General features: G+C 61.4%; 19 protein-coding genes and 1 pseudogene. 7 read left to right on the top strand and 13 right to left on the bottom strand.

The genetic code is table 11. From position 1 onward, the window contains the following. The first annotated feature begins 14 nt into the window (after positions 1-14). The 5 genes from LCM4577_RS15810 (at position 15) to LCM4577_RS15790 (ending at position 7,545) form a co-directional block, all read left to right on the top strand. Positions 15-2,663 carry an AMP-binding protein gene (locus tag LCM4577_RS15810; RefSeq protein ID WP_338012034.1) on the top strand — a complete coding sequence of 883 codons (2,649 nt, stop codon included), beginning with the start codon at positions 15-17 and terminating at the stop codon, positions 2,661-2,663. Then, positions 2,660-3,643, top strand: a complete 984-nt coding sequence (gene nadE / locus LCM4577_RS15805) for an NAD(+) synthase (RefSeq protein ID WP_040983701.1) — start codon at positions 2,660-2,662, stop codon at positions 3,641-3,643. The genes LCM4577_RS15810 and nadE overlap by 4 nt, the downstream gene beginning before the upstream one ends. A gap of 5 nt (positions 3,644-3,648) precedes the next feature. Then, positions 3,649-5,670: an asparagine synthase (glutamine-hydrolyzing) gene (gene asnB, locus LCM4577_RS15800; protein ID WP_071072108.1), complete on the top strand. Its 2,022-nt coding sequence runs from the start codon at positions 3,649-3,651 to the stop codon at positions 5,668-5,670. Further along, positions 5,667-7,220, top strand: a complete 1,554-nt coding sequence (locus tag LCM4577_RS15795) for a class I adenylate-forming enzyme family protein (protein WP_071072106.1) — start codon at positions 5,667-5,669, stop codon at positions 7,218-7,220. Before asnB ends, LCM4577_RS15795 begins: the two co-directional genes overlap by 4 nt. A gap of 61 nt (positions 7,221-7,281) precedes the next feature. Continuing rightward, the gene (locus LCM4577_RS15790) at positions 7,282-7,545 is read left to right on the top strand and encodes an acyl carrier protein (protein WP_244508336.1); all 264 of its coding nucleotides are present in this window, start codon (positions 7,282-7,284) and stop codon (positions 7,543-7,545) included. Positions 7,546-7,562: 17 nt separating this feature from the next. Here the strand turns inward: LCM4577_RS15790 and LCM4577_RS15785 are convergent, their stop codons facing one another. The 8 genes and pseudogenes from LCM4577_RS15785 to LCM4577_RS15750 form a co-directional block, all read right to left on the bottom strand. Then, on the bottom strand, positions 7,563-8,255 hold the full coding sequence (locus tag LCM4577_RS15785) for a HemK/PrmC family methyltransferase (protein WP_071030483.1): 693 nt from the start codon (positions 8,253-8,255) through the stop codon (positions 7,563-7,565). Positions 8,256-8,310: 55 nt separating this feature from the next. After that, entirely contained in the window at positions 8,311-9,246 is a 936-nt protein-coding gene (locus tag LCM4577_RS15780) for a sugar ABC transporter substrate-binding protein (protein WP_244508355.1), read from the bottom strand. Positions 9,247-9,321: 75 nt separating this feature from the next. After that, positions 9,322-9,513, bottom strand: a pseudogene (locus tag LCM4577_RS15775) (polysaccharide biosynthesis/export family protein); the annotation flags it as partial. A 43-nt stretch (positions 9,514-9,556) separates the two neighbouring features. Next, the gene (locus LCM4577_RS15770; protein WP_071072102.1) at positions 9,557-10,825 is read right to left on the bottom strand and encodes a hypothetical protein; all 1,269 of its coding nucleotides are present in this window, start codon (positions 10,823-10,825) and stop codon (positions 9,557-9,559) included. Next, positions 10,822-11,826: an SDR family NAD(P)-dependent oxidoreductase gene (locus tag LCM4577_RS15765; RefSeq protein ID WP_071072515.1), complete on the bottom strand. Its 1,005-nt coding sequence runs from the start codon at positions 11,824-11,826 to the stop codon at positions 10,822-10,824. Before LCM4577_RS15765 ends, LCM4577_RS15770 begins: the two co-directional genes overlap by 4 nt. A gap of 66 nt (positions 11,827-11,892) precedes the next feature. Continuing rightward, on the bottom strand, positions 11,893-12,567 hold the full coding sequence (locus tag LCM4577_RS15760; RefSeq protein ID WP_071030486.1) for a sugar transferase: 675 nt from the start codon (positions 12,565-12,567) through the stop codon (positions 11,893-11,895). Then, complete coding sequence (locus LCM4577_RS15755) at positions 12,564-13,700, bottom strand: DegT/DnrJ/EryC1/StrS aminotransferase family protein (protein WP_040983685.1); 1,137 nt, start codon at positions 13,698-13,700, stop codon at positions 12,564-12,566. Before LCM4577_RS15755 ends, LCM4577_RS15760 begins: the two co-directional genes overlap by 4 nt. 38 nt (positions 13,701-13,738) lie before the next feature. Next, positions 13,739-14,461: a sugar phosphate nucleotidyltransferase gene (locus LCM4577_RS15750; protein ID WP_040983683.1), complete on the bottom strand. Its 723-nt coding sequence runs from the start codon at positions 14,459-14,461 to the stop codon at positions 13,739-13,741. Positions 14,462-14,881: 420 nt separating this feature from the next. Between LCM4577_RS15750 and LCM4577_RS15745 the strand changes: the two genes are divergently transcribed. Further along, positions 14,882-15,538 (top strand): response regulator transcription factor, encoded by a 657-nt coding sequence (locus LCM4577_RS15745; RefSeq protein ID WP_071072100.1) that lies wholly within the window; start codon positions 14,882-14,884, stop codon positions 15,536-15,538. 1 nt (position 15,539) lies between these two features. Here the strand turns inward: LCM4577_RS15745 and LCM4577_RS15740 are convergent, their stop codons facing one another. Then, positions 15,540-17,264, bottom strand: coding sequence for a sensor histidine kinase (locus tag LCM4577_RS15740; RefSeq protein ID WP_071072098.1), 1,725 nt, complete (start codon positions 17,262-17,264; stop codon positions 15,540-15,542). 174 nt (positions 17,265-17,438) lie between these two features. Between LCM4577_RS15740 and LCM4577_RS15735 the strand changes: the two genes are divergently transcribed. After that, positions 17,439-18,137, top strand: a complete 699-nt coding sequence (locus LCM4577_RS15735) for a helix-turn-helix transcriptional regulator (protein ID WP_071072096.1) — start codon at positions 17,439-17,441, stop codon at positions 18,135-18,137. A 333-nt stretch (positions 18,138-18,470) separates the two neighbouring features. Here the strand turns inward: LCM4577_RS15735 and LCM4577_RS15730 are convergent, their stop codons facing one another. From LCM4577_RS15730 to LCM4577_RS15715, 4 genes are all read right to left on the bottom strand, one after another. Further along, entirely contained in the window at positions 18,471-19,577 is a 1,107-nt protein-coding gene (locus LCM4577_RS15730) for a glycosyltransferase family 2 protein (protein ID WP_083354739.1), read from the bottom strand. Continuing rightward, complete coding sequence (locus LCM4577_RS15725; protein WP_071072095.1) at positions 19,558-20,916, bottom strand: lipopolysaccharide biosynthesis protein; 1,359 nt, start codon at positions 20,914-20,916, stop codon at positions 19,558-19,560. Before LCM4577_RS15725 ends, LCM4577_RS15730 begins: the two co-directional genes overlap by 20 nt. A 239-nt stretch (positions 20,917-21,155) precedes the next feature. Continuing rightward, a complete protein-coding gene (locus LCM4577_RS15720; RefSeq protein ID WP_071030493.1) occupies positions 21,156-21,950 on the bottom strand; it encodes an AAA family ATPase in 795 nt (264 codons plus the stop codon). A gap of 34 nt (positions 21,951-21,984) precedes the next feature. Continuing rightward, positions 21,985-24,189, bottom strand: a complete 2,205-nt coding sequence (locus LCM4577_RS15715) for an exopolysaccharide transport family protein (protein ID WP_071072094.1) — start codon at positions 24,187-24,189, stop codon at positions 21,985-21,987. Position 24,190 lies beyond the last annotated feature (1 nt).

Below are 24,190 nucleotides of genomic sequence, written 5' to 3'. Positions count from 1 at the left end.
CCAGGTGGGCAGAGGTGCGCGACTATGCCCTGGACCGGGGCGGGCCTGCCCTGCGGCCATATCTGCCTTTGCCAACCGGGTTTGCGGATATCGGCATTGGTCCTCGGCTGGAAACCCTCGCCAGGCAACATCCGCAGAAGATCGCCATCAATGACGGCGCGGACGAACTCTCCTATTCGGCGCTCGGCGCCGTCGTCGAAATCCTATCCCGGCGCGTTGCGAATGCCGTTCCCGAAGGCGGGCCGGTTGGAATCTGCCAGCCAAGTTCCGTCTGGAGCGTCGTCGCCATGCTCGCGACCATGGCAGCCGGACGGATCTCGATTCCGTTAAATGCGAGAGATCCCGGTCCCCGGATCAGGGAGATCGTGTCGGCGGCCAGGCTCTCGGCGATGCTGGGCATCGGTGACAGGCCAAGCGATCTGCCTATGGACGTCCAATGGATCGACATCGGCGTAAGTTCAGCCTCCGATCGCGAGCTGTTGGCAACTCCCCTTCCGCCGCCTTCGGTCGATGCGCCGGCCATCGTTCTCTATACCTCAGGCAGCACAGGGCGGCCAAAGGGCATCGTCAACAGCCAGCGCAGCTTGCTGTGGCGCGTGCAACAATATGTCGAGGCGTGTCACATCAATTCAGACGATGTTTTTCTCCCCTTGTCGGGCCTGGCCACGATAGCTGGCTGCCGTGAGATCCTGGCCGCCGTCCTCACCGGGGCCACGTTGCAGCTCGTTGAACTGGAGGCGGTCGGGCTGCGTGGCGTCCGCGCGCGGATGCAGGACCAGGGCACGACAATCACATACATCGTACCCGCCTTGCTGCGAGCGTTGATGGCGGATGCCAGCGCCGCTACGTTCAGCTCGCTTCGGGTCGTCCGCGTCGGCGGCGAGAAAGTGCTGTGGTCCGACATCGCCATTCTGCGCAAAGCCGTCCCGCCGCATTGCCTCATCCAGATCGGCTACTCGTCCACGGAGACCACGGGATCGCAGTGGTTTGTGCCATCGGAACCGCCGGACGCCGAACCGGACGTGCCCGTTGGGCGGCTTTTGCCGGGAATCGCGTTCTCGATTGTCAATGAGGAGGGACGCGTCGTCCCGCCCGGTGAAACGGGAGAGCTCGTGATCAAGAGCCCCTATGTCCTGCTTGGGCATTGGGAAAATGGCGCCGTCATCCCTGTCGATGCGGACAGCGCCAATCCGCGCGAGCGGATTTTTCCGACCGGTGATCTCGTGCGTTTGGACGACGATGGTTTGCTGAGGATCATTGGCCGGAAGGGGCGGCAGATAAAGATCAACGGGCGGCGCATCGAGCCGGCCGAGCTCGAAAGAGTGCTGCGATCCGCTCCGTCGGTTCAGGACACTGTGGCAATCGTGACGGAGGCAGCCGAACTTGTCGCATTCGCCATTCCGGGCGATGCCGCGGGTCCGGATTTTGTGGAGGGCCTGCGCCGGCTGATCGCCGACACGCTGCCTCCAGCGCTGCGGCCCCTGCGGCTCCACCGCGTGAGCGAAATCCCCTGCCTCGATGGCGGAAAGATCGACCTCGTCAAACTTGGCAAAATGGATCTCCTCGCCAGGAGGCCGGTTACCGTCGCCGATCAGCCAGGTTCGGACGCCGATTCGGCGGCGGGTAAGGTGGTGCAGAAGGCATGGGGCAAGGTTCTCAACACCAGGGCGGCCGTAGGCAGGTGGGACGAGGCCGGAGGAGATTCGTTGAAGCTCCTGCACTGCGTGATGGAGATCGAGAATCTCATCGGCCAGGAACTCGGGCTTGAGAGTTTCACTGTCGGGATGAGCGCGGGCGAGATGGTGAAGGCTGTCGTCGCGGCGCAGGCAGCCGCATCCGGCAAAGCCGCTCCCGAGCATAACCCGCCGCTGCTTTTCCTGTTTCCCGGATCCGTCGGCTACGGTCCAAGCCTTGCCGCCTTCGCGTCCGCCATGGGAAAAACCGCGAAGGTAGTTCCAATCAGGTACCCCGGCCTCGCTCCCATCCTGCGCGGACAGAGCGATCTCGCCAGCATGGCAGACGCCGCGATCCAACAAATCAACCGCGCTCAGCCGTCGGGCCATGTCAGGCTTCTGGGCCACTCGCTGGGCGGAGCCGTCGCGCTGGAAGTAGCGGTGCGCCTGCTCAAGACCGGGCGGTCGGTCAAGTTCATCGGCATCCTCGATACAAGCCTCGAGGGCGAGCGAAGCCGCTTGTGGGACACTGTCACCCGCACAATGCGCCGGCTCCGGTCCAACCGCATATCGTTCCAGCGCGTCGCCTGCCGCGCCCTGGCGAAGATCGCGGTCAGAATGGGTCACGAAGTTCGTCTCGCCGGTGCGATCGACCGCTACACCGAAGGCCAGTTCAACGGAGCCTGCTTTCGCATCAAGCTGGAACTGCAGGAGGTTTTGCGGGCTCGCGCATTTTTCCGCTGGCTGGAGAAACCCAAGCCAGCGCTTCCGATCCAAGGGACGCTGTTTCGCTGTGCCCGCCCGGGCATGTCCCACGCCATCGGATGGGATCAGGTGTTTCGCGACCTGCAGGTGATTCCGATTGTCGGCACACATATCGACCTCGTCGTGGAGCCTCACGTCGCGACCAACCGTCCGCTGATCGAGAAGGCCGTTTTGCGAACCTATTCGACGGCCGAGACCCTGCAATTGGAGGGCCAGTCGACGTGATCTCGGGATTCACTAAGGAAGCACTGGCGTTGGACGCAGCCGCGGAGGCGGACCGCATCGTGTCTTCGACGCGCGAGCAGGTTCTGGTCACGCTTCGGCGGCGCGGGGTGGTGGTCGGCCTGTCGGGCGGCATCGACAGTTCCGTCGTAGCCTCCTTATGCGTGCGCGCCTTCGGCAAGGATAAGGTGCTGGGTCTCTTCATGCCGGAGCGCGACTCCTCGGGAGACTCGCTGAGACTCGGACGCGTCATCGCGGCTCAGCTCGGCATCGATACTCTGGTCGAAGACATCGCCCCGGCGCTCGATGCCATCGGCGCCTATCGCCGGCAGGTCGAGGCGATCCGCTCCGTCGTTCCGGAGTATGACGAAGGATGGAAATGCAAGCTGGTGCTGACCTCGGTTCTGGAGAGCCAAGGCCTCAACATCACCCGTCTCACGGTCCAGGATCCGGAAGGCAAGGTCAGCACGGTTCGGCTGCCCTTGGCGGCCTATCTGCAGATCGTCGCCGCGACCAATTACAAGCAGCGCATCCGCAAGATGACCGAATATTATCATGCGGATCGCCTGGGCTACGCTGTTGCCGGAACGCCGAACCGGCTCGAATACGACCAGGGTTTCTTCGTCAAGCAAGGCGATGGCATCGCGGACGTCATGCCAATCGTGCACCTGTACAAAACGCAGGTCTACCAATTGGCCGAGTATCTCGGTGTGGACGAAGAAATCCGCCGCAGGCCGCCGACCACCGATACATTCTCCATGGCGCAAAGCCAGGAGGAATTCTACTTCGCGCTGCCTTACCATCTGACGGATCTATGCCTCTATGGCGTCAATCATGGGCTATGCGCCGACGAGGTCGCAGCCATTGCGGGCCTGACCGGCGGCCAGGTCGAGAAGGTCTTCAAGGACATCGAAGCGAAGCGCCGGGCTGCGCGCTATCTGCATGCTAGGCCCTTGCCGTCCGTGCCGATGGATGTGGACTGACGCCGATGTGCGGGATCGCCGGAATACTGGCGCTGAACGCCACCGCCAAACCGCCTTCGCGCGAGGCATTGTTGCGCATGGCCGGCGCGCTTGCGCATCGCGGTCCCGACGAACGGGGGCTCTACCGCGACAGACGCGCCGGGCTGGCGCATGCCCGCTTGTCGGTCGTCGATCTTCAGCATGGGCAGCAACCCCTCGCCGACTCTGATGGTCCGGCGTGGATCGTCTTCAATGGTGAGATTTTCAACTATCTCGAGCTGCGCGACAGGCTGTTCGCCCTCGGCCATCGGTTCCGCACCCGCAGCGATACCGAAGTCGTCCTGCATGCCTATCGGGAGTGGGGCGAGGCAGCCTTCGAACGTATGAACGGCCAATKGGCGCTGGCGATCTGGGACCCGGCTGCGGGCCGGCTGGTGCTGTCGCGCGATCGCTACGGCATTTGCCCGCTGCATTTTTGCGAGCATGGCGGCTGCTTGTTCTTTGCGAGCGAAGTCAAAGCGATTTTCGCCGCCGAGATGTCGATCCCGCGCGCGTTCGATCCGGCGGGCATCGATCAGACCTTCACCATGTGGACGGCTGTTGCTCCGCAGAACGTGTTCCAGGGCATCCGGGAACTCTCGCCCGGACACGTGCGCCTCTATGAGAACGACGCGGCGCGAGAATACCCGTTCTGGCAACCGCGCTTTCCGGAAATCGATGGCGAGGCCCGGGATCGGTTTGGCGGCTCCCTGGGCGAGGCGGTGGAGGAAGTGCGGCTGATGCTGGAAGGCGCCACGGCCTTGCGAATCGTGCAAGCCGATGTGCCGGTGGGCTGCTATCTTTCAGGCGGACTCGACAGCTCCCTTGTCGCCACGCTCGGAAGGCGCTTCGCCGGCGAGCGCTTCCAGACCTTCTCGCTGCGTTTTGCCGATGCCGAATATGACGAGACCGAATTCCAGCGCCTCGTCGCGGACGCCACTGGGAGCGAACACCACGAGATAGTCGTTTCCCGCGACGATATAGCCGCAGTCTTTCCCGAGGTGATCCGTCACACCGAGCGGCCAATCCTCAGGACTGCGCCCGCACCACTCTTCCTGCTGTCGAGGCTCGTGCGGGAACGCGGCATCAAAGTCGTGCTGACCGGTGAAGGCGCCGACGAGATGTTTGCCGGTTATGACCTGTTCCGCGAGGGCAAGGTACGCCGCTTCTGGGGACGCCAGCCGGCCTCGATCAAGCGCGCCCGCTTGCTTGAGCGGCTCTATCCATATCTGTCGCGCTCGCCGGTCCACCAGCAGGCACTGGCCCGGCAGTTCTTCAGCCGCAATATCGAGGCCCATGCCGCGGCCGGATTTGCGCATGACACGCGCTGGCGCACGACCAGCGCCATCAAGCGGCTGTTCTGCCCCGATATGCGGGCTGCCTCCGAGCGCCGCGATGCGGTGAGCGAACTGCTCTCGACGCTGCCGGCCGAATTTCCGCGCTGGAGTCCCCTCGCCCAGGATCAGCATATCGAGATCCGGACTCTGATGTCGGGCTACCTGCTCTCCTCGCAAGGCGACAGGATGCTGATGGCTCACTCCATCGAGGGCCGCTTTCCCTTCCTCGACGACAACGTCGTCACCTTGGCGAATGCGCTTCCGGATTCCTACAAGCTGCGCGGCCTCGACGAGAAGCACGTGCTGAAGCGCGTCGCGGCGCCGGTCCTGCCGCCGCAGGTCGTCGCCCGGAAGAAGCAGCCCTACCGTGCGCCGAACGCGCTGAGTTTCTTTACCGACGGCGCGCCGGCCTACATTGGTGATGYCCTGTCCGAAACGGCGGTGCGGACGGCCGGCGTCTTCGACCCCCAGTCGGTGAACCGGCTGGTCGGGAAGTGCCGGGCTCGGACGGGCGGGGGCGACATGTCGAATTCCGACAACATGGCCTTGGTTGGCGTGCTGTCGACGCAGCTTCTCCATCAGCAGTTCGTCGTGACCCGCCCCGCCGGCGTGACGAACCCAGATCTCAGCATCGACGTCGACTACGAGCATCGCGAAAGGGAGTTGGCATGATCCACGGCGCCGTACCGCTCCTGCATGATTATCTGATCCACTCGGCCGGCCGGCTCGGCGACAAGGTGGCGCTGGTCTGCAACGGGCGGCGTGTCACCTACGCCGAACTCGACGAATGTTCCAATGGAATCGGGCAGTGCCTGGTGGGCGCCGGCGTGCAACGCGGCGATCGGGTGATGATCTTCGCCGACAACACGGTCGAGACGGTTGTCAGCTTCTGGGCGGTGCTGAAGGCAAACGCCGTCGTGTGCATCGTCAACCCCCTCACCAAAAGCGACAAGCTCGATTACCTGCTGAATGATTGCCGGCCGGCGGCGCTGATCACCGACCGGCATCTGCGCTCAGTGTTCGGCGAGCCGGCGCACACGTGTCGCTCGCTGCGCCAGGTGATCGTGTCAGGGCCGATCGAGGACGACGAGCTCAGCCGGCTGCCGCACGCGGTACGCTGGGAAACGGCCGCCGAAAGAATGCCGGCCGCGCCGAAACGCAAATCGATCGACATCGATCTTGCCGCGATCATCTACACGTCCGGGTCAACGGGAGAGCCCAAGGGCGTGATGCTGACGCACCGCAATATGACGACGGCATGCACCTCGATAGCCTCATATCTGGAGCTTCGCGAAGACGAGGTGATCCTCGATGTCCTGCCCCTCGCCTTCGACTATGGCCTCTACCAGATGCTGATGGCGTTCCGCACCGGCGCGCGGCTGGTTCTCGAGCGCTCCTTCGCGTTTCCGGCGCAGATCCTTCAGGTCATCAAGGACGAGAGGATCACGGGCTTCCCCGGCGTGCCCACCATCTTCGCCTCGCTGGCGGAGCTCAAGTCCCTGAAGGATCACGACTTCTCGAGCATCCGCTATGTCACCAACACGGCGGCCGCCTTGCCGCTCAAGCACATCACCATGCTCAGGGAGCTGTTTAAAGGCGCCCGCATCTATTCGATGTACGGCCTCACCGAGTGCAAGCGCTGCACCTATCTGCCGCCGGAAGATCTCGAACGAAAACCGCTGAGCGTGGGGATCGCGATCCCAAACACCGAGATGTGGATCGTCGACGACAATGACCGACGCGTCGAACCCGGAACTGTCGGCCAGCTTGTCATCCGTGGCGCGACGGTGATGAAGGGCTACTGGGGCAAACCGGAAGCGACTGCCAGGAAGCTCAAGCCCGGCCCCTTGCCAGGCGAGCAGGTGCTCTACACCGGCGACTACTGCCGGATGGATGAGGAGGGCTATCTCTATTTCATCGGCCGCGGCGACGAGATCATAAAATCGCGGGGCGAGAAGGTTGCGCCCAAGGAAGTGGAAAACGTGCTGATGAACATTCCGGGCGTCAAGGAGGCTGCGGTGGTTGGCGTGCCCGACGAGATTCTCGGCCAGGCCGTGAAGGCCTTTGTCGTGATCGAGCAAGGCCGCATTGTCGGTGAGCGGCAGCTTCGGATGGAATGCCAGAAGCGGCTGGAAAACTTCATGGTCCCGAAGTCCATCGTCATCGTGCCCAGCCTGCCGAGGACGGATACAGGGAAACTCAAGAAGGTGGCTCTCTCGTAGCGCCTGTTGGACGGCGCGGAAAGTATTCAGTTTTTATCGGAGGGTGGTTATGGATAATTTTTTGGCAACGAAGCCCTCGGGCGATATCTACACCAAACAAATCCGCGATTTCCTGGCTTCGAACTTCTACATCGCCGACGTGAAATCGCTCAGCGCCACGGAATCGCTGCTCGATCAGGGCATCGTCGATTCCACGGGCGTGCTCGAGATCATCGGCTTCATCGAGGAGACTTTCGGCATCGCCGTGGAGGACAGTGAGTTGCTCCCCGAGAACCTCGATTCCATCCAGGGCATAGCGCAGTTCATCGCACGCAAGAGGGGATAAGCCGACCTGCGAGGCGCTTAGGGCTGCGGCTTGGCGTATCCGAGCACGACACGCGCCTCGCCGGCGCGGTTGGTGACGACGCCGATGTCCTCGTAGCCTTTGCTGCGCTCCAGCAGGCTTGCCACCTGGCGGTCCTGGCCAAGGCCGACCTCGAACAGGAGGGCTCCGCCCGGCCGCAGATACCGCAAGGCATCCCTCACCACGCGCATGTGGATGGCGATGCCGTAAGGCCCGGCCGCGAAGGCCTCGCGCGGCTCGAGCGCGACCAGATGAGAGCGGTCGCCCTCCAGCCGCTTCTCCGAGATGTAGGGCGGATTGCACACGACAACATCGATGGTGCCCTGAGGCACCAAGGTGGAGAGAGCGTCGAACAGATCGCCCTGTTGGACCGACACCCGGTCGGCCAGTTCATGGTGGGCGACATTCCGGCACGCCACCGCGACACATCCATCGGTGAGATCGCTTGCCCAGACCTGCGCCGTCGGAACCTGGCGGGCGATCGCACAGGCAAGATTGCCGGCCCCGCAGCACATGTCGATCACCCGCGGCGCCGGCAGGTTCATTTGCTGCAACACGTCGACGGCGGTCGAACCCAGCAGCTCCGTCTCCGGTCTCGGCACAAGCGCGCCGGATGCGACAAGCATCTCCATTCCCATGAAGATCGCGCTGCCTCTGTTATAGGCGTCCGCGACATCGACGTCCTGGCTCAAGACCTGCCTCCACAACCGGATCCAGCGCTCGCCGAATGGTGCAGAAGCGCCGGCGCTATTGTGCCGCCGCGCTCTCCAATTCGTTGCTGAACCTGACCTCGATCGTATCTCCCGGCGCCACCTCGGCGTCCTCGTCGGCGGCCTGCTTGCGCCACTGCCCATCGACGTTGCGAACGATCGTCATCTGGGCTCGAACGGTCTCGCCGGCGATGGAAAGAGGCGCGGCGGTCGCACCTACGGGCTGCAACTTCTGGCTCGCGGCGCGAAGCCTTGTGCCGATGTCGGCAAGGCGAACCTCGGTGTCCCGCAATTCGTTGAGCAGACCGATGCGCCTTTGGTTCTCATTGCGCTCGAGCTGCCGGGCAAAGTCTTCCCGCTGACGCTGCGTTCRCATCAGCTCGACCGATGTTTCCAGCGCCCGGCTGGACGAAAGCAGGACGGCGCGCCGGACGTCGGCGAGCCTGTTGTTCGTCAGATTTCCAGCCTTGAACGCCTTGGTGACCTGCTCCAGGTCCTCTTCATCGGCCTTGACGCCATCCGCTTCATCCTGCGCGCGCTTCATCAGCGTCTCGATCTGCGCGGCGGCATCCTTGGCGCCCTTTTCGACAAAGCTCTGCTCTTGCTGGAAGTTGTCCAGGGAGAGCTTGAGCGCTTCCGCTTCAGCCTTTGCTATCCCCGCCGCGAGCGATGGCGAAAGCGGCGATCCTTGCGGAGGCTGCGTGTCGAAGTTTTCCTGTTTGTCGAGCTCCGCGCGCAGGCGCGCGCTGTGGAAATAGTCCCTGGTGTATTCTCCCCAGATCATCTCGTAATCGCGTCGCAGATCCGTCGGATCCGGGCCAGGCTGATTGGTCCGCGCGCGCAAGAGGCTGAAACCGCCCGCGACGGCGATCGCCTGGCGCACGGTCATCAGCGGACGGTAGGCCTGCTGTCCGGGAGTGAGCACATCGCCGGTCACATAGATCGGGCGGTACTCGGCGATGATCGCCGTCACGTCGCTCGGCCTTACGACCGCCATCTGTTCGCGGCCATCGGGCATGCGGATGTGGAAGATCTTGGTCGGCAGGATCGTTTGCATGCGGCTCTGCAATTCGGGTGGCGTCAGACCGCCGACCGAGACCGTGCCCGCTTCGGGCAGGACGATCGTGCCATCCATCTGGACAACGGCACGCTGCGTCCGGTCGGGAATGGAGGTTATTCCGATCTCGACCGTGTCGCCTGGCGAAATCCGATAGGTCGATGTCTCGGCCGCCACGGCCATGGAGCCTGTGGCACAGACTGCAAGAAGCGCAAAGGAGAACCGGCTAAGGCTGGTCATTGGCGACAACCTCCTTGGGGTTTTGGCGTTCGCTCCAATCGAGGCGCGCGACGAACTCGTAGACCGGGCCGCCCGGCACGCCCCAGTTGCTCGACCAGATCACCTGGGAGCCATCCGGAGAGGGCGAGGCGTGCGTTTCGCTCCAGTAGTCGGAAGGAGGGTTCCGCGTCTGCACGATGCGACGAATAGCGCCGCTGCCGTCGATGCGAAGGGCAATGACCTCGCGCGCATAGGGGGCCCAGCCGGGATTGGCCGATACCTCGCGCGGGTCACCGCCATAGCTCAGGAAAACCCAGTCGCCCCTGGCAATAGCCCGGGTCGACGCATGCTCCGCCTCGCCGAATACGGTCAGGGAAGTCACCTTCCCGTCCGACAGCCTGCGCTTGATGACCTGGAACTTGTCCGGATTGGATTTGCTGATGCCGACATAGACTTCGCTGCCGTCGGCGTCGACCGTCAGATCGCCATGGCCTGGACGATGGTGGTCGGTCCATCTCTGATGCAAGGCGCCATCGACCTTGAAGATAGCCCTCTGCTCCGTGCCATCCACGAGATCCTGGAAGCACAGAATATATTTGCCGAGCGGCGAGATCGTACAGGAACTCGCCTTTCCGGGTACCTGAGAAAGCTCGATGTCCGGAAATTTCTGCCGCTGGCTCAGATCATAGGCAAAAACGACGTCAGCGCCGTCCTTGCGGACCGCGCGGACCGCGATGCGGCTGCCGTCCCGGCTGGGATTGCCCTTCGATGGACCGAATTGCAGATCGTGGTAGTCCGGGGATGTGAACAGAACGTCTTCGTGGTTGGTCCGTGGCGCCCAGGTCGAGACCGCCCGGTCGTGAACACAGATCATCAATTCGGCATTTCGGGGATGCCACTCGCATTCGCCCGCTCTTTTGCGCCAAAACAGTGCCGCATAGGTGTGCCCGTCGAGAAAGCACATTCCGTTGCAGCCGTTGTCGAGCAGGAGCAATGTCTGGTCCGCATTCCAGGCTTGAGCGCTCGAATAGCGATGGCTGCAATATTTAGGCCCGCAAACGACCCCATTTCCAAGGGGACCAGGCTTGGAGATGCGGACAATGCTTGTGCCGAATGCGGGGTCGGTGGCAGGACGAAGATACCCGGGCAGGTCCATCGGCACCGGAGCCTCGAAGCCGCGGGTAGTGTTGCTTGCATGCCCCCCGGCCGTCCGCAGGCCGAGGAATGCCGCGACACAAACCAGCAGCAATACAGCGGAAAGCGTGGGAAACCTCATGTCATGTAGCTCATCTCGTGACGCACTCGCCCTGCGCTCAGGCGCGCCCGCCACCACGCGATGGTCCGTCTCAGGCCCTCGCGCAAGTCCGTTTGAGCCCTCCATCCTGTTGCGCTCTCAAGCCGGGATGAGTCCGCCAGCAGTGCCCGGACCTCGGAATTTTGCGGGCGCAACCGGCTCTCGTCACGATGGACCGGCTTGTTGGAACCGCTCAACTCCAGCACCAGGTCCAGAACGTCGGATATGGTCACGGCACGCTGGCTTCCGGCATTGTAGGCATGGCCGAATTCGAGCTCGGCCGAACCTGCGCTGAGAAACGCCGCGGCCGTGTCTTCGACGAAGGTAAGGTCGCGAACCGGACTCGTGTCCCCTACCATGATGGCTTGGCATTTTGGGTCGATGGCCTGCCTGATGAGCGTCGGAACAATCGCCCGTTCGCTTTGCCGCGGTCCGAACGTGTTGAATGGACGAAGCACCACGACTGGAACGTCGAACGAGCGGGCATAAGATTCCGCCATCATGTCGGCCCCGATCTTGGAGGCTGAGTAGGGCGACTGGCCCTGCAGCGGATGGGTTTCGCTGATCGGCATGGTCAAAGCGGTGCCATACACCTCGCTGGTCGAGGTGTGCACGATGCGCTCGGTGTCCCACTGACGAGCGGCTTCGAGCACGTTCACAGTGCCCAGGACGTTGGTCTCCACATAAGACTGGGCGGCTGCGTAGGAGTACGGGATGGCGATTAATGCCGCGAGATGAAACACGACGGCTTGGCCGCGTACGATCCGATTCAGGAAGGCACTGTCGCGGACGTCGCCACGAACGAGCTTGAGTTGGCTTCGGATATCGTCCGGCAGGTCATCCAGCCACCCGTGGCTGTCGAACGAATTGTAGAGAGCCAATGCCGTCACATCGGCCCCGCCGCGCACCAGCGCTTCAGTCAGATGCGAGCCTATGAAGCCATCCGCCCCGGTGACCAATACTCTCTTTCCCTTGTAGGTCATGTCCTGACAGTCCTCGCACTCCTTGGCTTTGGCAGGGCGAATGCTGCGAACGACCATTTGAACGGCTCACGCGCCGGTCGAACGGTCCACAGCCACGCCGAGAACGGTGAAAACACCTCGAATAATGAGCGCCGTGTCCGAGAGGATTGTCCGGCGGGCGTAATATGAAAGATCGATCCTCGCCTTTGCCGGAAACAGAACCTCCTTGTAGAAGACTGTTGGCTCGACGTCTCGAGGATAGAAATGAGCCTCATGGCGGAATATGATCTGAGCGGGACCGAACAGGCCGGGCTTGTATTGCAGGACAGCTTCGTAACCGTCCCTGAAGCAGTCGGCGAAAGACAGACTTTCCGGGCGCGGGCCGACCAAGGCCATGTCGCCTTTCAGGACGTTCCACAGCTGCGGCAGCTCATCCATTTTGCTGAAAGCGAGAAACCTGCCGACCGTCGTCATGCGGGCGTCGTTGGCAAGCGTCAGCGCTAGTCCCGCCGCATCGCATTGCGGGTAGAATTTTCGGAACTTGTACATACGGAAAAGCTGACCGCCGGCGCCGATGCGCGGCTGAATAAAGAGCACCGGGCGCCCGCCTTCGATCAGCAGCGCCGCTACAATAAGCAGCATCAACGGTGACAGGACGATGAGACCAAGAGACGCGGCAATCATATCGAGAGCGCGCCGGCCACGTCCATGGCTCACACAGCGCATCGCAAGCCGGCCAATGGGCATGTCGAACGCGTTCATGCTGCTGTCCCTGCCCGGGCGCCGCTGTGGAGCGCGGATGCCAGGGCGTCCACGACTGCTTCCGCCACGGGAGATGTTATCTGCGGATGCAGTGGAATGGTCAGTTCACGGTCAGCGAAGGCTTCGGTGCGCGGCAGGTGAACTCCGGGGAAAAGCTCCCGGTAGAACGTCATTTGATGCACAGGAGGATAGTGAATAGTCGTCTGTATGCCCTGCGCCCGCAACTCATCGATGACCTCTTGTCTGTTGACGTAGCGGGGCAACAGGATCGGCATGATGTGATAGGCAGAGCGGCGCGGTTCGGAAAACGGCATGGAAACGGCCGGACAGCGCATGGCGATGAGGCGTCGATACAATGTGACAAGGACGCGCCTGACCTCATTCCATTCCTGCAAATTCCGAAGCTGAACCAAGCCGATGGCTGCCCGCAGTTCATCCATGCGATAATTGAAGCCCAGCATCGTCACGTCATATTGCGGCGTGCGGCTGTTCAGTCTCTGTCGAGTACCGGTGGTCATGCCGTGACCACGCGCCTGGCGAATCTTCTCCCGCAGGTCTGGGTCACGCGTGATGACCGCGCCGCCTTCGGCGGTGGTCATGTTCTTGTTGCCGTAGAAGCTGAACGCCGCCCCCGCACCAAAGGTCCCAACCTCCTTCAGGCCAGGAGCATGCGCGGCGTCCTCGATAATGTAGAGCCCTCGCGCGCTTGCGAATGTCTGCCACTCCAGCTTGTTTGCGAGATAGCCTGCGAAATGGACGAGGATTACAGCCCTCGTGCGGGAGGTGCAGCTTGCCTCCGCATCTTCGAGCGACATCAGAGGCACGTCGTCGGATTCTATATCGATGAAGACCGGCTTGGCGCCGACGTACAAGACTGCGTTCACGGTCGCCACGAATGTCAACGAGGGCACCAGAACCTCGTCGCCGGGTCCGATCCCAAGTCCATGGAGAATAAGGTGGAGGGCCGCGGTGCAGGAACTGACGGCGACACAATCGTCGGCGCCGTGCATCGCGGCGAACGCTTCTTCGAATGCCCTGACGCGTTCGCCCATCGTCAGCCAGCCGCTGTCGATTACTTTCGACAAAGCGGCCTTCTCCGGCACACCCAACAAGGGAGCACTAACCAAGAGCATCCCAACCTCCCGGTGATACTCGCGACTGGAAAATCGGCTCAGGCTGCAGCCGCGGCGACCTCTATCGAAGCTGACTGCTCCTCCCAGGAAATCGTCTGCGCCTTCTGGAAGTCTTCGACGCGGCCAATGTCCAGCCAAAGACCCTCGTGCTTGTAGACGTGCACGACCTGCCCATCCTGGAGCATTTGCAACATGAGATCGTCGAAGCCGAAGGGGATGCCCGATGGAATGAACTGCAGAACCGCCGGATTCATGCAGTAGATTCCCATGCTCACCAGATGCGTGAGCGCGGGCTTTTCGCGAAAGACCTGAACGGTGTCATTGACCTCGTCAATGACGCCAAAGTCCATTTTGGTGACACGCGCCGCCGTCGCGATCGTAACCAGATCGTTGTGTGCCCGATGCGCCGTCACGAAACGGCTGAGGCTCAGATCGGTAAGCACATCGCCGTTCAGGACCAGAAAAGGTTCGTCCAGCTCGTCCCTGATCAGGGAGAGAGGGCCGATGGTCCCGAGCGGTTCCATTTCCTGCGTATAGCGTATCTTGAGGTTCCATTGCGAACCGTCGCCACACACGCTGCGGATCAGATGGCCTAGATAGCCGGTCGTGACGTAGACGTTCTCGATGCCGTTGCGCCGCAACCATTTGAGCAGCAATTCAAGCACCGGCCGAGAGCCGATAGGCATCAGAGGCTTTGGCAGAACCGATGTGAATGGGCGCAGACGCATCCCCATTCCACCGCATTGGATAACCGCTTTCATAGGACACTCACTCCCTGCGCACACGGCCGACACAGGCCAACAATCAAGCTCAGCGTCCGGACACCTCCATCGTGCGGCTCCTGCCGCGCGATCTGCCGGACTTGCTACGAATTGAGCGAGAGATACGCTCAGCCTGTAGGCCTGTCGTCGTGCGTTCGAATGGCGCGCTCAGCTCCGCGACAATGAGCTGGCAGGCGGTGTTACAGCGTGTGCAGGCGCAGCCCCGCCATGGGCAGGGACCAAGGTCCGACTTTGCATCATGGTAAACGCAGAGTAACCTTTTCAACCGGAAGAGGCGCATTTCTGTTGGGTTCCGGTTTGGCGGACAGGTCCCGCATCGTCACAGAATTAATCCTATAGGCAAAACGTTCTGGACGCGTGCCCTGGTCCCCGGGCCGAAAGTGTGTGCGTTGGGGTACAATGTACAAAATTGTCATCGCCGATGATCACGGTCTCTATAGGCGTGGCTTACGGTCGGCGCTGACTGCCGGCATTGAGGACGTTGAGATATTCGAGGCCGCGTGCTTCGATGCCGCGGTTGGCCTTCTTGCCGAACAGGAAGGCGTCAGCCTTGCAATGCTCGACCTGAACATGCCGGGGCTTTTCACTCAGGAAGTGCTGGGCGATGTGCTAACGGCCTACCCGGATACGCGGTTTGCGATTGTTTCGGGAAATGATTCCCGTTCCGAAATCCTGACCGCTCTCAATGTGGGGCTGCACGGCTATATTGTGAAATCCCAAAGTGATGACGAGGTCGTGCTGGCGGTCAAGGAAATCCTGGCAGGCCGCATCTACGTACCGGCGCTCCTGTCCCGACATTTGGGAGCACACGATCAGGTGCTCGAGATCCGCCACGGCAGCAGCGCCGGTGCCGGCGCTCTCGAAAGGCTCACATCCCGGCAAAAGGATGTACTAAGGCTGATGGCCGAAGGATATTCCAACAAAGAGATAGCGCGGGATCTCGACATCRCCGAGGCTACGACGAAGATCCATGCTGCGGCAATCATGCGGGAATTGGGGGTTCGAAACCGAACGGAAGCGGCAGTTCTGATAAAGACCTGGCTGGGGACGGTGTAAGCTACGCTTGAATCTGCTTTGGCGACAGTCGAAGCGAATATCGAAACCCGTCCTCCCTAACTTCGAACTGCGAGGAATGACCGACAAGGGGCGTTCCGTCCACTCCAAGAACCATCGATCCGAAACCTTGGCGCTTGATCGGAGCCGCACGTCGGCGACCCGTTTCTATCCAGTCAAAAACAATCTCATCGCCTGTCCCGCCTGAGGTGAAAGCCCAACGTGCCTCAATCTTGCCCTGAGCATCGCCGAGCACCCCATGCTTGATCGAATTGGTGGTGAGTTCATGGATGATCATTGCAAAACTCTCCGCCGCTCCGCCTGAAATCTTGATGTCAGGGCCTGTGATTGCTGTCTTGCCGTCTTGCGAAAAGGGCTGGAGTTCCTGAACGACCAGATCGCGAATGGTGGATGACAGATCCGCGCTACGCGTGAGCAGCATGTGCGTCGCCTCGAGCGCGCGAATTCGCTCGACGAGGGTCTCTTTGAATTCCACGATGTTGCCTTCTGGCGCATCCTGCATCTTCACAATCGCGGTGATCACAGGGAACAGATTGCTGAACCTGTGGCGGAGTTCAAGCATCAGGGTTTCTTGCTTTCTTACCGCCGCGCGCAGCAGCGTCGTTTGACGTCGCTCGGTCAAATCCGCGGCGATGCCGATGCGCCGGTCTCGGCCATCATGGTTTTCCTCGCGTCCCCGTAAGGCGATCCAACGGACTTGACCGTCAGGTCGCTTGAGACGAATCTCCACATCATAATTGACCCCCCGCCGGTTCGTTCCCAGCGGCGGCGCGAGCTTACCCCAGTCCGATGGGTGGACGATCGAAGACAGATCGGAAAGTGGGCGGAATGCCATCGGGGATAATCCAAGAATCTCCCAAAACTGACGTGAGCCCGAGATGACGTCCTGACCATAATCTATGCGCCAGGTTCCCAACCGGCCGGCAGACAATGCGAGGTCGAGCCATTCGTTTTGAGCTATGAGCGCTTCACGGTCAGCTCTTCGCTCGGTTATGTCATCTACGATCACAAACAGGCTGTCCGACGGCGCCATGTCCGACGCAGAAAGAGAAAGCGTCAACCAGGCCCAAAGTGCGCTGCCGTCCTTTTTAATCAGGCGCACTTCGGAGCCGAACCACGGGGCTTCAGATGTCAATGCGGCGAGCGAATTCTTGAGCAGCGCTCGATCATCTTCATGGACAAGCTCGTCTAGGGGCCGCCCAACAAGATCGTCTTCGAGGTAGCCGAGCAAGGCACCGAGGCGTTTGTTCAGCCGTAGCAATTCTCCTCTTCCGTTCGCAGTCGCAAAGCCCAGCGCAGCTCGTTCAAAAGCCCGGCGGTAACGCGACTCTGCAGCCTCGACCGCCGCGAGCTTGACGTCCAGCGCGGCCTGTAAGCTTTGCCTAGACCGATCGAAAAGAAAGGYGATCATGCTCCCGGCAAGCACAAGCAGGATTGCGCGCACCCAGTCATCGGCGAGAGGCAGGCCCTTCACAACCGTCCGGGCAGCCAGGCCGGTAGCCGCCATCAAAAGCGTTGATCCGACCGCAATCAGGCGGCTTTCCAGGAAGGCGATGACAACAATCCCCGGAATGAACTCGAGGAATGCTGGGTCTGTGGCACCCGCGAGGGAAACACTTATCTCGAAGAGCAGCGTGGCGACCAGAACAGCCGTCGACGCCAGATGAGTTCGCGACAGCGATTGTACCTCCTCGGCAACCCCATCCAACCTAACTACAACTTTTGGCTTAGCTCGTCGAGTTTAGACCGTCGAGCGCACGACTAGTACGTCTGCCTGCTTCCAGAGCGCCAAAAATCAGGTCCTTATGAAAGAAAGACCAGCACCCTGGCTGTCGGTCGTCATGCACGGATGGCAGAGGCACAGAACGAGGACGGATGATCCATGAACCTGATCAGCGGGCGGAATGACACGAGGTCGATCGCAATGCCTGGCATGGTAGCGGCCGATGCCGGCAGCAGAACAACAACCACCTTCGCGCGAAGCGCCTCTCGCAAAACCATCAGGCCGACCATAGCTGGCACATGTGTGCGGCCGTGCCTTAACTCCATAACCGGTATGCTCGAGCGCATCGGCTGCGGGTGGCTTGTGCTGGGTGAGGCAAAGAGAGTGCTCGAATGGAATGCGGCCGCCGAAACCATCCTCGAGGCCTGTGCGGATTCCCTGGATTCGCCTGGCGATCTATCTGCGGCGCTGAGGAGCCTGATTGCTGGCGTGCCGGCTCATTTTGCTGCTGGATCGTTGTCCTGGATCGTCATCCGCAACGCTGGCGACCGGCCGGTTATCATGACTGAAGAGGGTGTTACCACCCCCGATGGGTCGATTATTGTCGCGCTTCTCGATCGCCAGCCGAGAACGGGGCCCAATCCGGAGACCTTGCGGAAAATGTTTGGATTGACCGGCGCCGAAACGCAGTTGGCGTTGCGTTTGGCAAGTGGCGATGCCCCTTTGGAAATTGCCGAGCGCAGCCGGCTCAGCCGAACCACGATCCGCACCCAGCTCGCCTCGCTATTTGCCAAGACAGAGACAAGGCGCCAGGCGGAATTGGTCGCTCTTCTGGGACGCATCTCGGTGCTGCCGTAAAACCGGAAACTTCCGATCATCCGGCGCGCCTGATTTTCCGAAAGCGCGCCGCTTGCTTCTTGGGCTTGAGCGTTTCACGGAAACGGCGAACCGTCCTATCTCTTTGTTTTTACGCAATTCCGGACGGAAGGCCATGGCGAAGTCGCCGAGCCTAGCCGCTCACACTTTTCCTTGAATTTGCTCTAACGCGGATGACCGTGCGGCCCGAGCTTGCCCAGCCGAACGAGGCGCGTCGATGCAGATGCCGGCTGACGACTCGCGCAGCCTGCCATCGATCTGTCCCGCGAATGTCCGCTATTCCTCGAACAGGCCAGGCATCTCAGAAGCATAGCGTCAGCGTTTACGGGTCTGCAGCGCGCCGAGTTTCGGTCGGATCCTGAACAGGTATTCCAGGGCGTACTGGTTCGCGATCTTCATCACGGACGGCCGAAGGATCTGCACGGCGTCTCGCATCGTCGTTCGCCAGGACTGATGGCGGAACCTGGCCGGGATGCGGGCCACCCGCAGCGCACGCAAAAGCGGCTCCGGTTCCGGGAGGCCCCTTCTATCCTCGATCAGATGCCAATTGAGCTGTTTGACGGCAAGGGTGACCTCATCCACGTCCTCATAGCTCTTCGAGGTCGTTATGCTCGGATGGTGTGTCGCATCATAGAAGATCAGCCCTTCGTTGATTGCCACCATATCGCCGTAACGGGCCAGATCGACAAAGAACAATTGGTCGACGCCGGCCGGGATGGATTTGTGTGCGCGCATCTGGCATCCGGCGTGGATCACGGCAGCGTTGATCAGCAGCGTCGAAGGGATGATGCCAAGGCTCCTGGTCACCCGTACCAGGTAGAGGTCCGTCAGGCACTGCTGGCTCGAATAGAGCGAGACCCGGTTTTGCTCCGGCGGATCCGACCGCATTACGACCCGGCTTTCCTCGACAACATGCGCTGCGCAGGTCATGAACGCTGCCGACGGATATCTTATCGAGATCTCGGCAAATCGCTTCAGAGCTCCCGGGGCCAGCCAATCGTCGTCATGCAGCAATTTGATCCACTTGCCTGAGCAGGCAAGCATGGCGTTGTTGGTGTTCTCCACCTGCCCCCGGCCCCTGTGGTTTTCGACGATCCGGATGCGCGGATCGCATCGCGCATAATCTTCCAAGATGGGCCAACTCGATCCCTTGGGTCCTTCGTCGTCGCTGATGACAAGTTCCCAGTTGGAAAAATCTTGCCCTACAATGCTGTCGATGGTGCGCCTGATGGTATCCGGCCGGCGAAACGTCGGAACGGCAACGGAAATGAATGGGCGCGCGGATGATACGTCGGCAGCATGAGCGAGATTGGCCACGGGGCCAAGCGCCGACAGATTTGTCTCGCTTTTGCTGGCGACTGCCGGCTTTAGCGACGGCACGGCTCCTTCAGGATGCGCGTCACTACTCAACAGGAGCTTCATCGTGCTGTTTCCTCGCGATTGAATACGGACTCGACAATGTTGCCTGTGCCGGTTCGGTGTCCCGCTTCAGAAGGTACAGTGAGGCTGCGGTTTTGATGGCAAACCCAACCATCCCGCCAATAGCCATGAGATAGATGACGTCGATGGCTTCCCACCCCATCTTGGCGCCGACGAGCAGCGGACCAAAGACAAGCACCATCCGCGCCGCGTCTACGACCAGCCGCAGCTCCTGCCGTCGCAACAGGGTGGGAACTTCGCTGAGCGGTGTCGACAGGGCCTGCACGGCGCCCATGAAAGCCAAGGCGGTCATGATTTGTGCCGTCGGGATCCAGGCCTGGCCCAGGAGCGGGACGACAAGGTACGGAGCAGCCAGCCCARGCGCCAATATCGGCAACGCAGTGAGGCCCGTGACAAGGATAAGGAGGCCACGCGCGACGCCGAGCATGTGCCCACGATCGCTGCTCTTGTTCGCCTCCGCGACGAATACGTTGCTCAGCGGAGTGGCTATCAGCACGATTGGCCCTGTCACCAACCGCGTCGCGACGCCGAGGTAACCGGCGAAAGCTGGGCCAAACAACGAACCCACGAGAATTGCCGGAAGATTGTTGATGGCATAGCTGCCGAGCGTCGCGGGGATATCGAACAACGGGAACTTGTATTCCCTGGCCGCCTTGTCGAAGGCACTTCTCCACGGCGCTCGATAGATGCCGCGCACATCATCCCAACTCAGAATCCGAAAGCCCAGAAAGGCGAGGAAAATAAACTGGCTGAGGACATGCGCATGCACCATCGATTCGCCCCCGAGACGGGCAAAGCCAAAAACCAATTGCAGCAGCGCCATGGTCGCCGGCAGGATCAGCCGACCGAGAGCGAAATCGCGCAGCAGGCCGGCGCGCAAAGCCCAGCAATTCATCGTCTCGACGAGCGCGGCACCGCTCATGCCAATCGGAACGAGCCAGAACAGATGTCTGAATTGGGTAGGCGCAAAGCTCAAAAGCATCTGCCCGACAGCAAAGGCGAGGATACCAGTCGTCAATACCGCCAGCACGATGAGCTTTACGGTGACGTAGGTCTGCTCGGTTTCCTTGACCCCGTAGAGCGAGGGTTCGAAGCGCAGCGCCGCGACCGCGCCGAGGATGTTCACCGTCGAGAGATAGATCGTGAAGACGCCGAAATCGGCAGGTGAATAAAGGCGGGCCAATATCGGAATGGTGGCGACCAGGGTGAGTTGCCCTGCAATTGCCATTGCCGAAACGCCGCCTGCGGCGCGGACGATTCTGCCGATCGGGCTTGCTGTTATCCGCCCCTCCCTGGATCTCAGAAAGTCGCTGTAGGACATTGGTTCGCGATTCCGAGAACGGCTGACGACTGGAATGGGAGCGTACGGAGGCTGTCGCATCGCGCCATCATTCACCTGAATGATGGCACGCATCCAAATGCCGGTTCGATCCATGGTGGGGAAACGAAACGTCGATGACGGATGCGGCAAGGCCCGGTTGGCGGCCAACGGCCCTGCCAGCTTATCGGCTGCATTTTCCCGAGTTGGATCAGCAGGTTGGAAGGCAATACTATGGCGGCTTATGGCCCGTAGAGTCCCAGTGTTTCGGATGGCTGCTCGACCCGCCGGTGCTCACCATCCGTTGTGCCCAGAATGTATCTGGCGATGATCGCCCGCTCGACGACTTGCGTGCTTTTCATTGTGGAACGTTGGCTTGAAGTCTTGGCGCAAACGACGTCTCGCCCTGACACGGCAAGTATATCGCTTATAGTCTCAAAAACGCCGAGGGAACGCATATTAACTTCGAAATCGGCTTCGAAGAGCCGCTCCGCCGGAGGCTCACGCTCCATGCGCTGGCGAAGACGGGTCGCGACCGTCGCTCGTGGCGCCAGAACCCTGATCGTGAGATCCGCGACCGGTACATCGCCCAGCATCGTTTCGAGAACGGCTTTGTCCGCATTCCCGTTGAGCGCCGCCAAGGATCCGACTGCCTGGACATAACCCTCGTCGAAGATAAGAATATCGTGGGCCAGCTTAGCTCGATCCCAGGCGTGCGACAGCTTCAGTATCTGCTGCCAAGCCCGGGCACGCCAGATCGGCTTTTTCGGCGGCATCGCTCTGAGCATGAGCAGGGATTTCGATAAATTTGATCTGCCATTGCGCGGGAAAAAAATGACCTTGGCCGTGGAGACGGTCGCCGAGACGATCCGCGAGACGAACAGAAGGGCGCCCAGATCAAGTGCTCCCGACCTGATCGCCGGCCGGTAGCTGCGAATGACCTCGGCACTGTATCCATCCTCACGCAACCGGCTGGCAAGAGCGTGGGCTAAGGTTGTCTTGCCCGAACCGGGCGGACCGAAGAGCTCGACGATCACGGTTCAACACTCGACATGGCGCTCGCGGCTGGCCTCACGGGATCCGCGTAAGCAACAAGTCCCCGCTGTCACCGAACCGATATTTGGCGTGTCGTTTCAGATTGACCCGGGTAAGGACGCTACCGATCGGAATCGAGCTCGCGCCATCCCTTTGAAGCAACTCCAAAACGCCGCGGGCGATATCGCGCGGCGTCCTGTTCCAGCGGATGGCAAGAAGGATGGCGTCCGCCCAACTCGTGAGGAATCTTGCTTCCGGACCGGCGAGCCCGGATGGCCCGTTGATAATGACCAGACTGTACTCGGCCTGCAGTTCATCCCTGCATTCAAGGCTGTCTGCGCGCGCGAGAAGCTCGAGCAAATCTTCGGCCGGCGCAACGGTCATCAGGTCGACGCCCGCACCAGGCACACTCACAATTGCATCCTCCAGAGCACAGCGATTGCGGATGAAGTCGCCGAACGATCGGTGAGCCTTCGCCCCGCCACCCTGCCGGACGAATTCTTGCGTGAGTTGATGGTGCGTAGGTTCCAGATCGATCAGAAGAACCGGGCCACCCAACCGCGTAGCGGCCAATGCCAGGCTCCAGGCAAGCTCATTCGCGCCGTCATGGCGCAGGCTGGACGTGATCAGGACGGTATGTGGGGAACGCAACCTGGCCTGGTTTGGTGCCGCGCTGACCAGAAGCGACGTGACGGCACGACTGTAGGCGGATCTGGGTTGATCGAGAATTAAATGTCGCAGCTCCCTCATGACGATCTTGCCAGGTTCAGGAATGAGACCAATGCAGGGAACTCTGAGCGCTGCTTCGGTCTCGGCCTCGCCGCGCAGCGCGCGATTGAACCTGGTGCGGACCAGCACGAAGGCTGCGCCGAGTAGGGCGAAAGCGATCATTCCCGGGGGCACCAGGAAGATCGGCGGCAAGGTCTGCGGTTTGGCCGGCGGCCATGCCGGGGAAAGGATCGACACGCCTGCTGAAGGAGCGGCGATGCGCCGCGTCAGATCCTGCTGCCGGCTCAGGAGGTCGTTGTATCGTTGGGTTAGCAGGTTGACCTGGGGTTCGAGCGCACGCAAACCGGAAAGCCGGCTGGCGGTGTCGGCCACCACGACGTCGAGAACATTCTTGCGATCTTCCAGCGCCTTGACCTGAGCCCGGTAGGTGCTCACCTGCGTCTCGACGCTCGCCAGGCCCTGCTGGATCTCGTTGTCGATCCTCGCGCTCAGGTCGGTGTCCGCCGGCGTCTTGGCCTGGCGAGCCGCAAGGTCGGCAAGGTCCGGAGTACCCATGGCTTCGGCCAGCGAGGCGATCGGAGCACCCTGTTTGCGAAGATCCTGGATATGCTGAAGGCGTGCCTCCATCGCCTCTAGATCGGCCTTGGACATCGATATCTGCTGGCTGAGGTCAGCCCTTTCCCTGGCTGCGTTGTCAGCCGCGCCCTGATCGACGGCCCCATGGCTCAGCCTGTATTTCTCCAGCCGATCGGTCGCCGAAACGAGGTCGCTTTGCACCGTGGGCAGACTGGCGACCACTCTATCGAGCTCCAGCCTGTCTTCTGCCTGCCGCCTTTTCGCGAGCTCGTCGATATAGACTTGGGAAAATGTGTTGGCGACCTTGGCTGCTCGTACCGGGTCTTCGTCCGCGAAGGCAACGGAGATCACCCTCGATCGCAGTTCCTGCCCAATTCTCATTCTATTTCTCAACAGCTTCAGGTCGGGATCGATCGCGTCTTGCCCGCTGTCGGGCCAAAGTCGCTCGACGATCTGAGCGGCGCGCGACCCTATCGACGCCGGAGTTGGACCAGGTGCGGGCGTTCCGGTTGCAGGCGAACCCTGCGCCGCGTTGGCGCCTTCCATGTCGTGCAGCGCCGCCGCGACGCGGCGCAGGTGGCCCTGAGACGAAAGCATGGTGATGTGATCATCGATGCTGGAATCGATAAGGTCCTGCGCGGACGACCCGCCCGGAGCAACGGAGCTGCGCGCCGGCGGGTCGATTATCAACTGGCTGGTCGCCTCGAACATCACGGGGCGGGCCAGGCCGGCTAGCGCCGCGACGAACGCACCGACAACCGCAAAGGCAAGGATCAGCCATTTTTTTCTGGCCAGGGCCGCCGCCAGTTCGTGCGTGGGCGTAGGTGGTTGGTATTCGCGCCGTGGCCGTACGCGATCCCTGTGTTCGACAACCGTTGGAGCAGATTGGGGAACGGTTCGCGGAAGTTTCATTCGGCTGACGGCGGTACCTGCCATT

The sequence above is a fragment of the Mesorhizobium sp. LCM 4577 genome, from assembly GCF_001854795.2.
GTDB classification, from domain to species: domain Bacteria; phylum Pseudomonadota; class Alphaproteobacteria; order Rhizobiales; family Rhizobiaceae; genus Mesorhizobium; species Mesorhizobium plurifarium.
This window is presented reverse-complemented; position numbering and strand designations above follow the sequence as displayed.

Excerpts from the sequence above, each read along its gene's own strand:
- LCM4577_RS15795 (WP_071072106.1), top strand. The coding sequence starts at position 5,667 with ATGATCCACGGCGCCGTACCGCTCCTGCATGATTATCTGATCCACTCG.
- LCM4577_RS15770 (WP_071072102.1), bottom strand. The coding sequence starts at position 10,825 with ATGAGGTTTCCCACGCTTTCCGCTGTATTGCTGCTGGTTTGTGTCGCG.
- LCM4577_RS15765 (WP_071072515.1), bottom strand. The coding sequence starts at position 11,826 with ATGACCTACAAGGGAAAGAGAGTATTGGTCACCGGGGCGGATGGCTTC.
- LCM4577_RS15760 (WP_071030486.1), bottom strand. The coding sequence starts at position 12,567 with ATGAACGCGTTCGACATGCCCATTGGCCGGCTTGCGATGCGCTGTGTG.
- LCM4577_RS15755 (WP_040983685.1), bottom strand. The coding sequence starts at position 13,700 with ATGCTCTTGGTTAGTGCTCCCTTGTTGGGTGTGCCGGAGAAGGCCGCT.
- LCM4577_RS15750 (WP_040983683.1), bottom strand. The coding sequence starts at position 14,461 with ATGAAAGCGGTTATCCAATGCGGTGGAATGGGGATGCGTCTGCGCCCA.
- LCM4577_RS15735 (WP_071072096.1), top strand. The coding sequence starts at position 17,439 with ATGAACCTGATCAGCGGGCGGAATGACACGAGGTCGATCGCAATGCCT.
- LCM4577_RS15730 (WP_083354739.1), bottom strand. The coding sequence starts at position 19,577 with ATGAAGCTCCTGTTGAGTAGTGACGCGCATCCTGAAGGAGCCGTGCCG.
- LCM4577_RS15715 (WP_071072094.1), bottom strand. The coding sequence starts at position 24,189 with ATGGCAGGTACCGCCGTCAGCCGAATGAAACTTCCGCGAACCGTTCCC.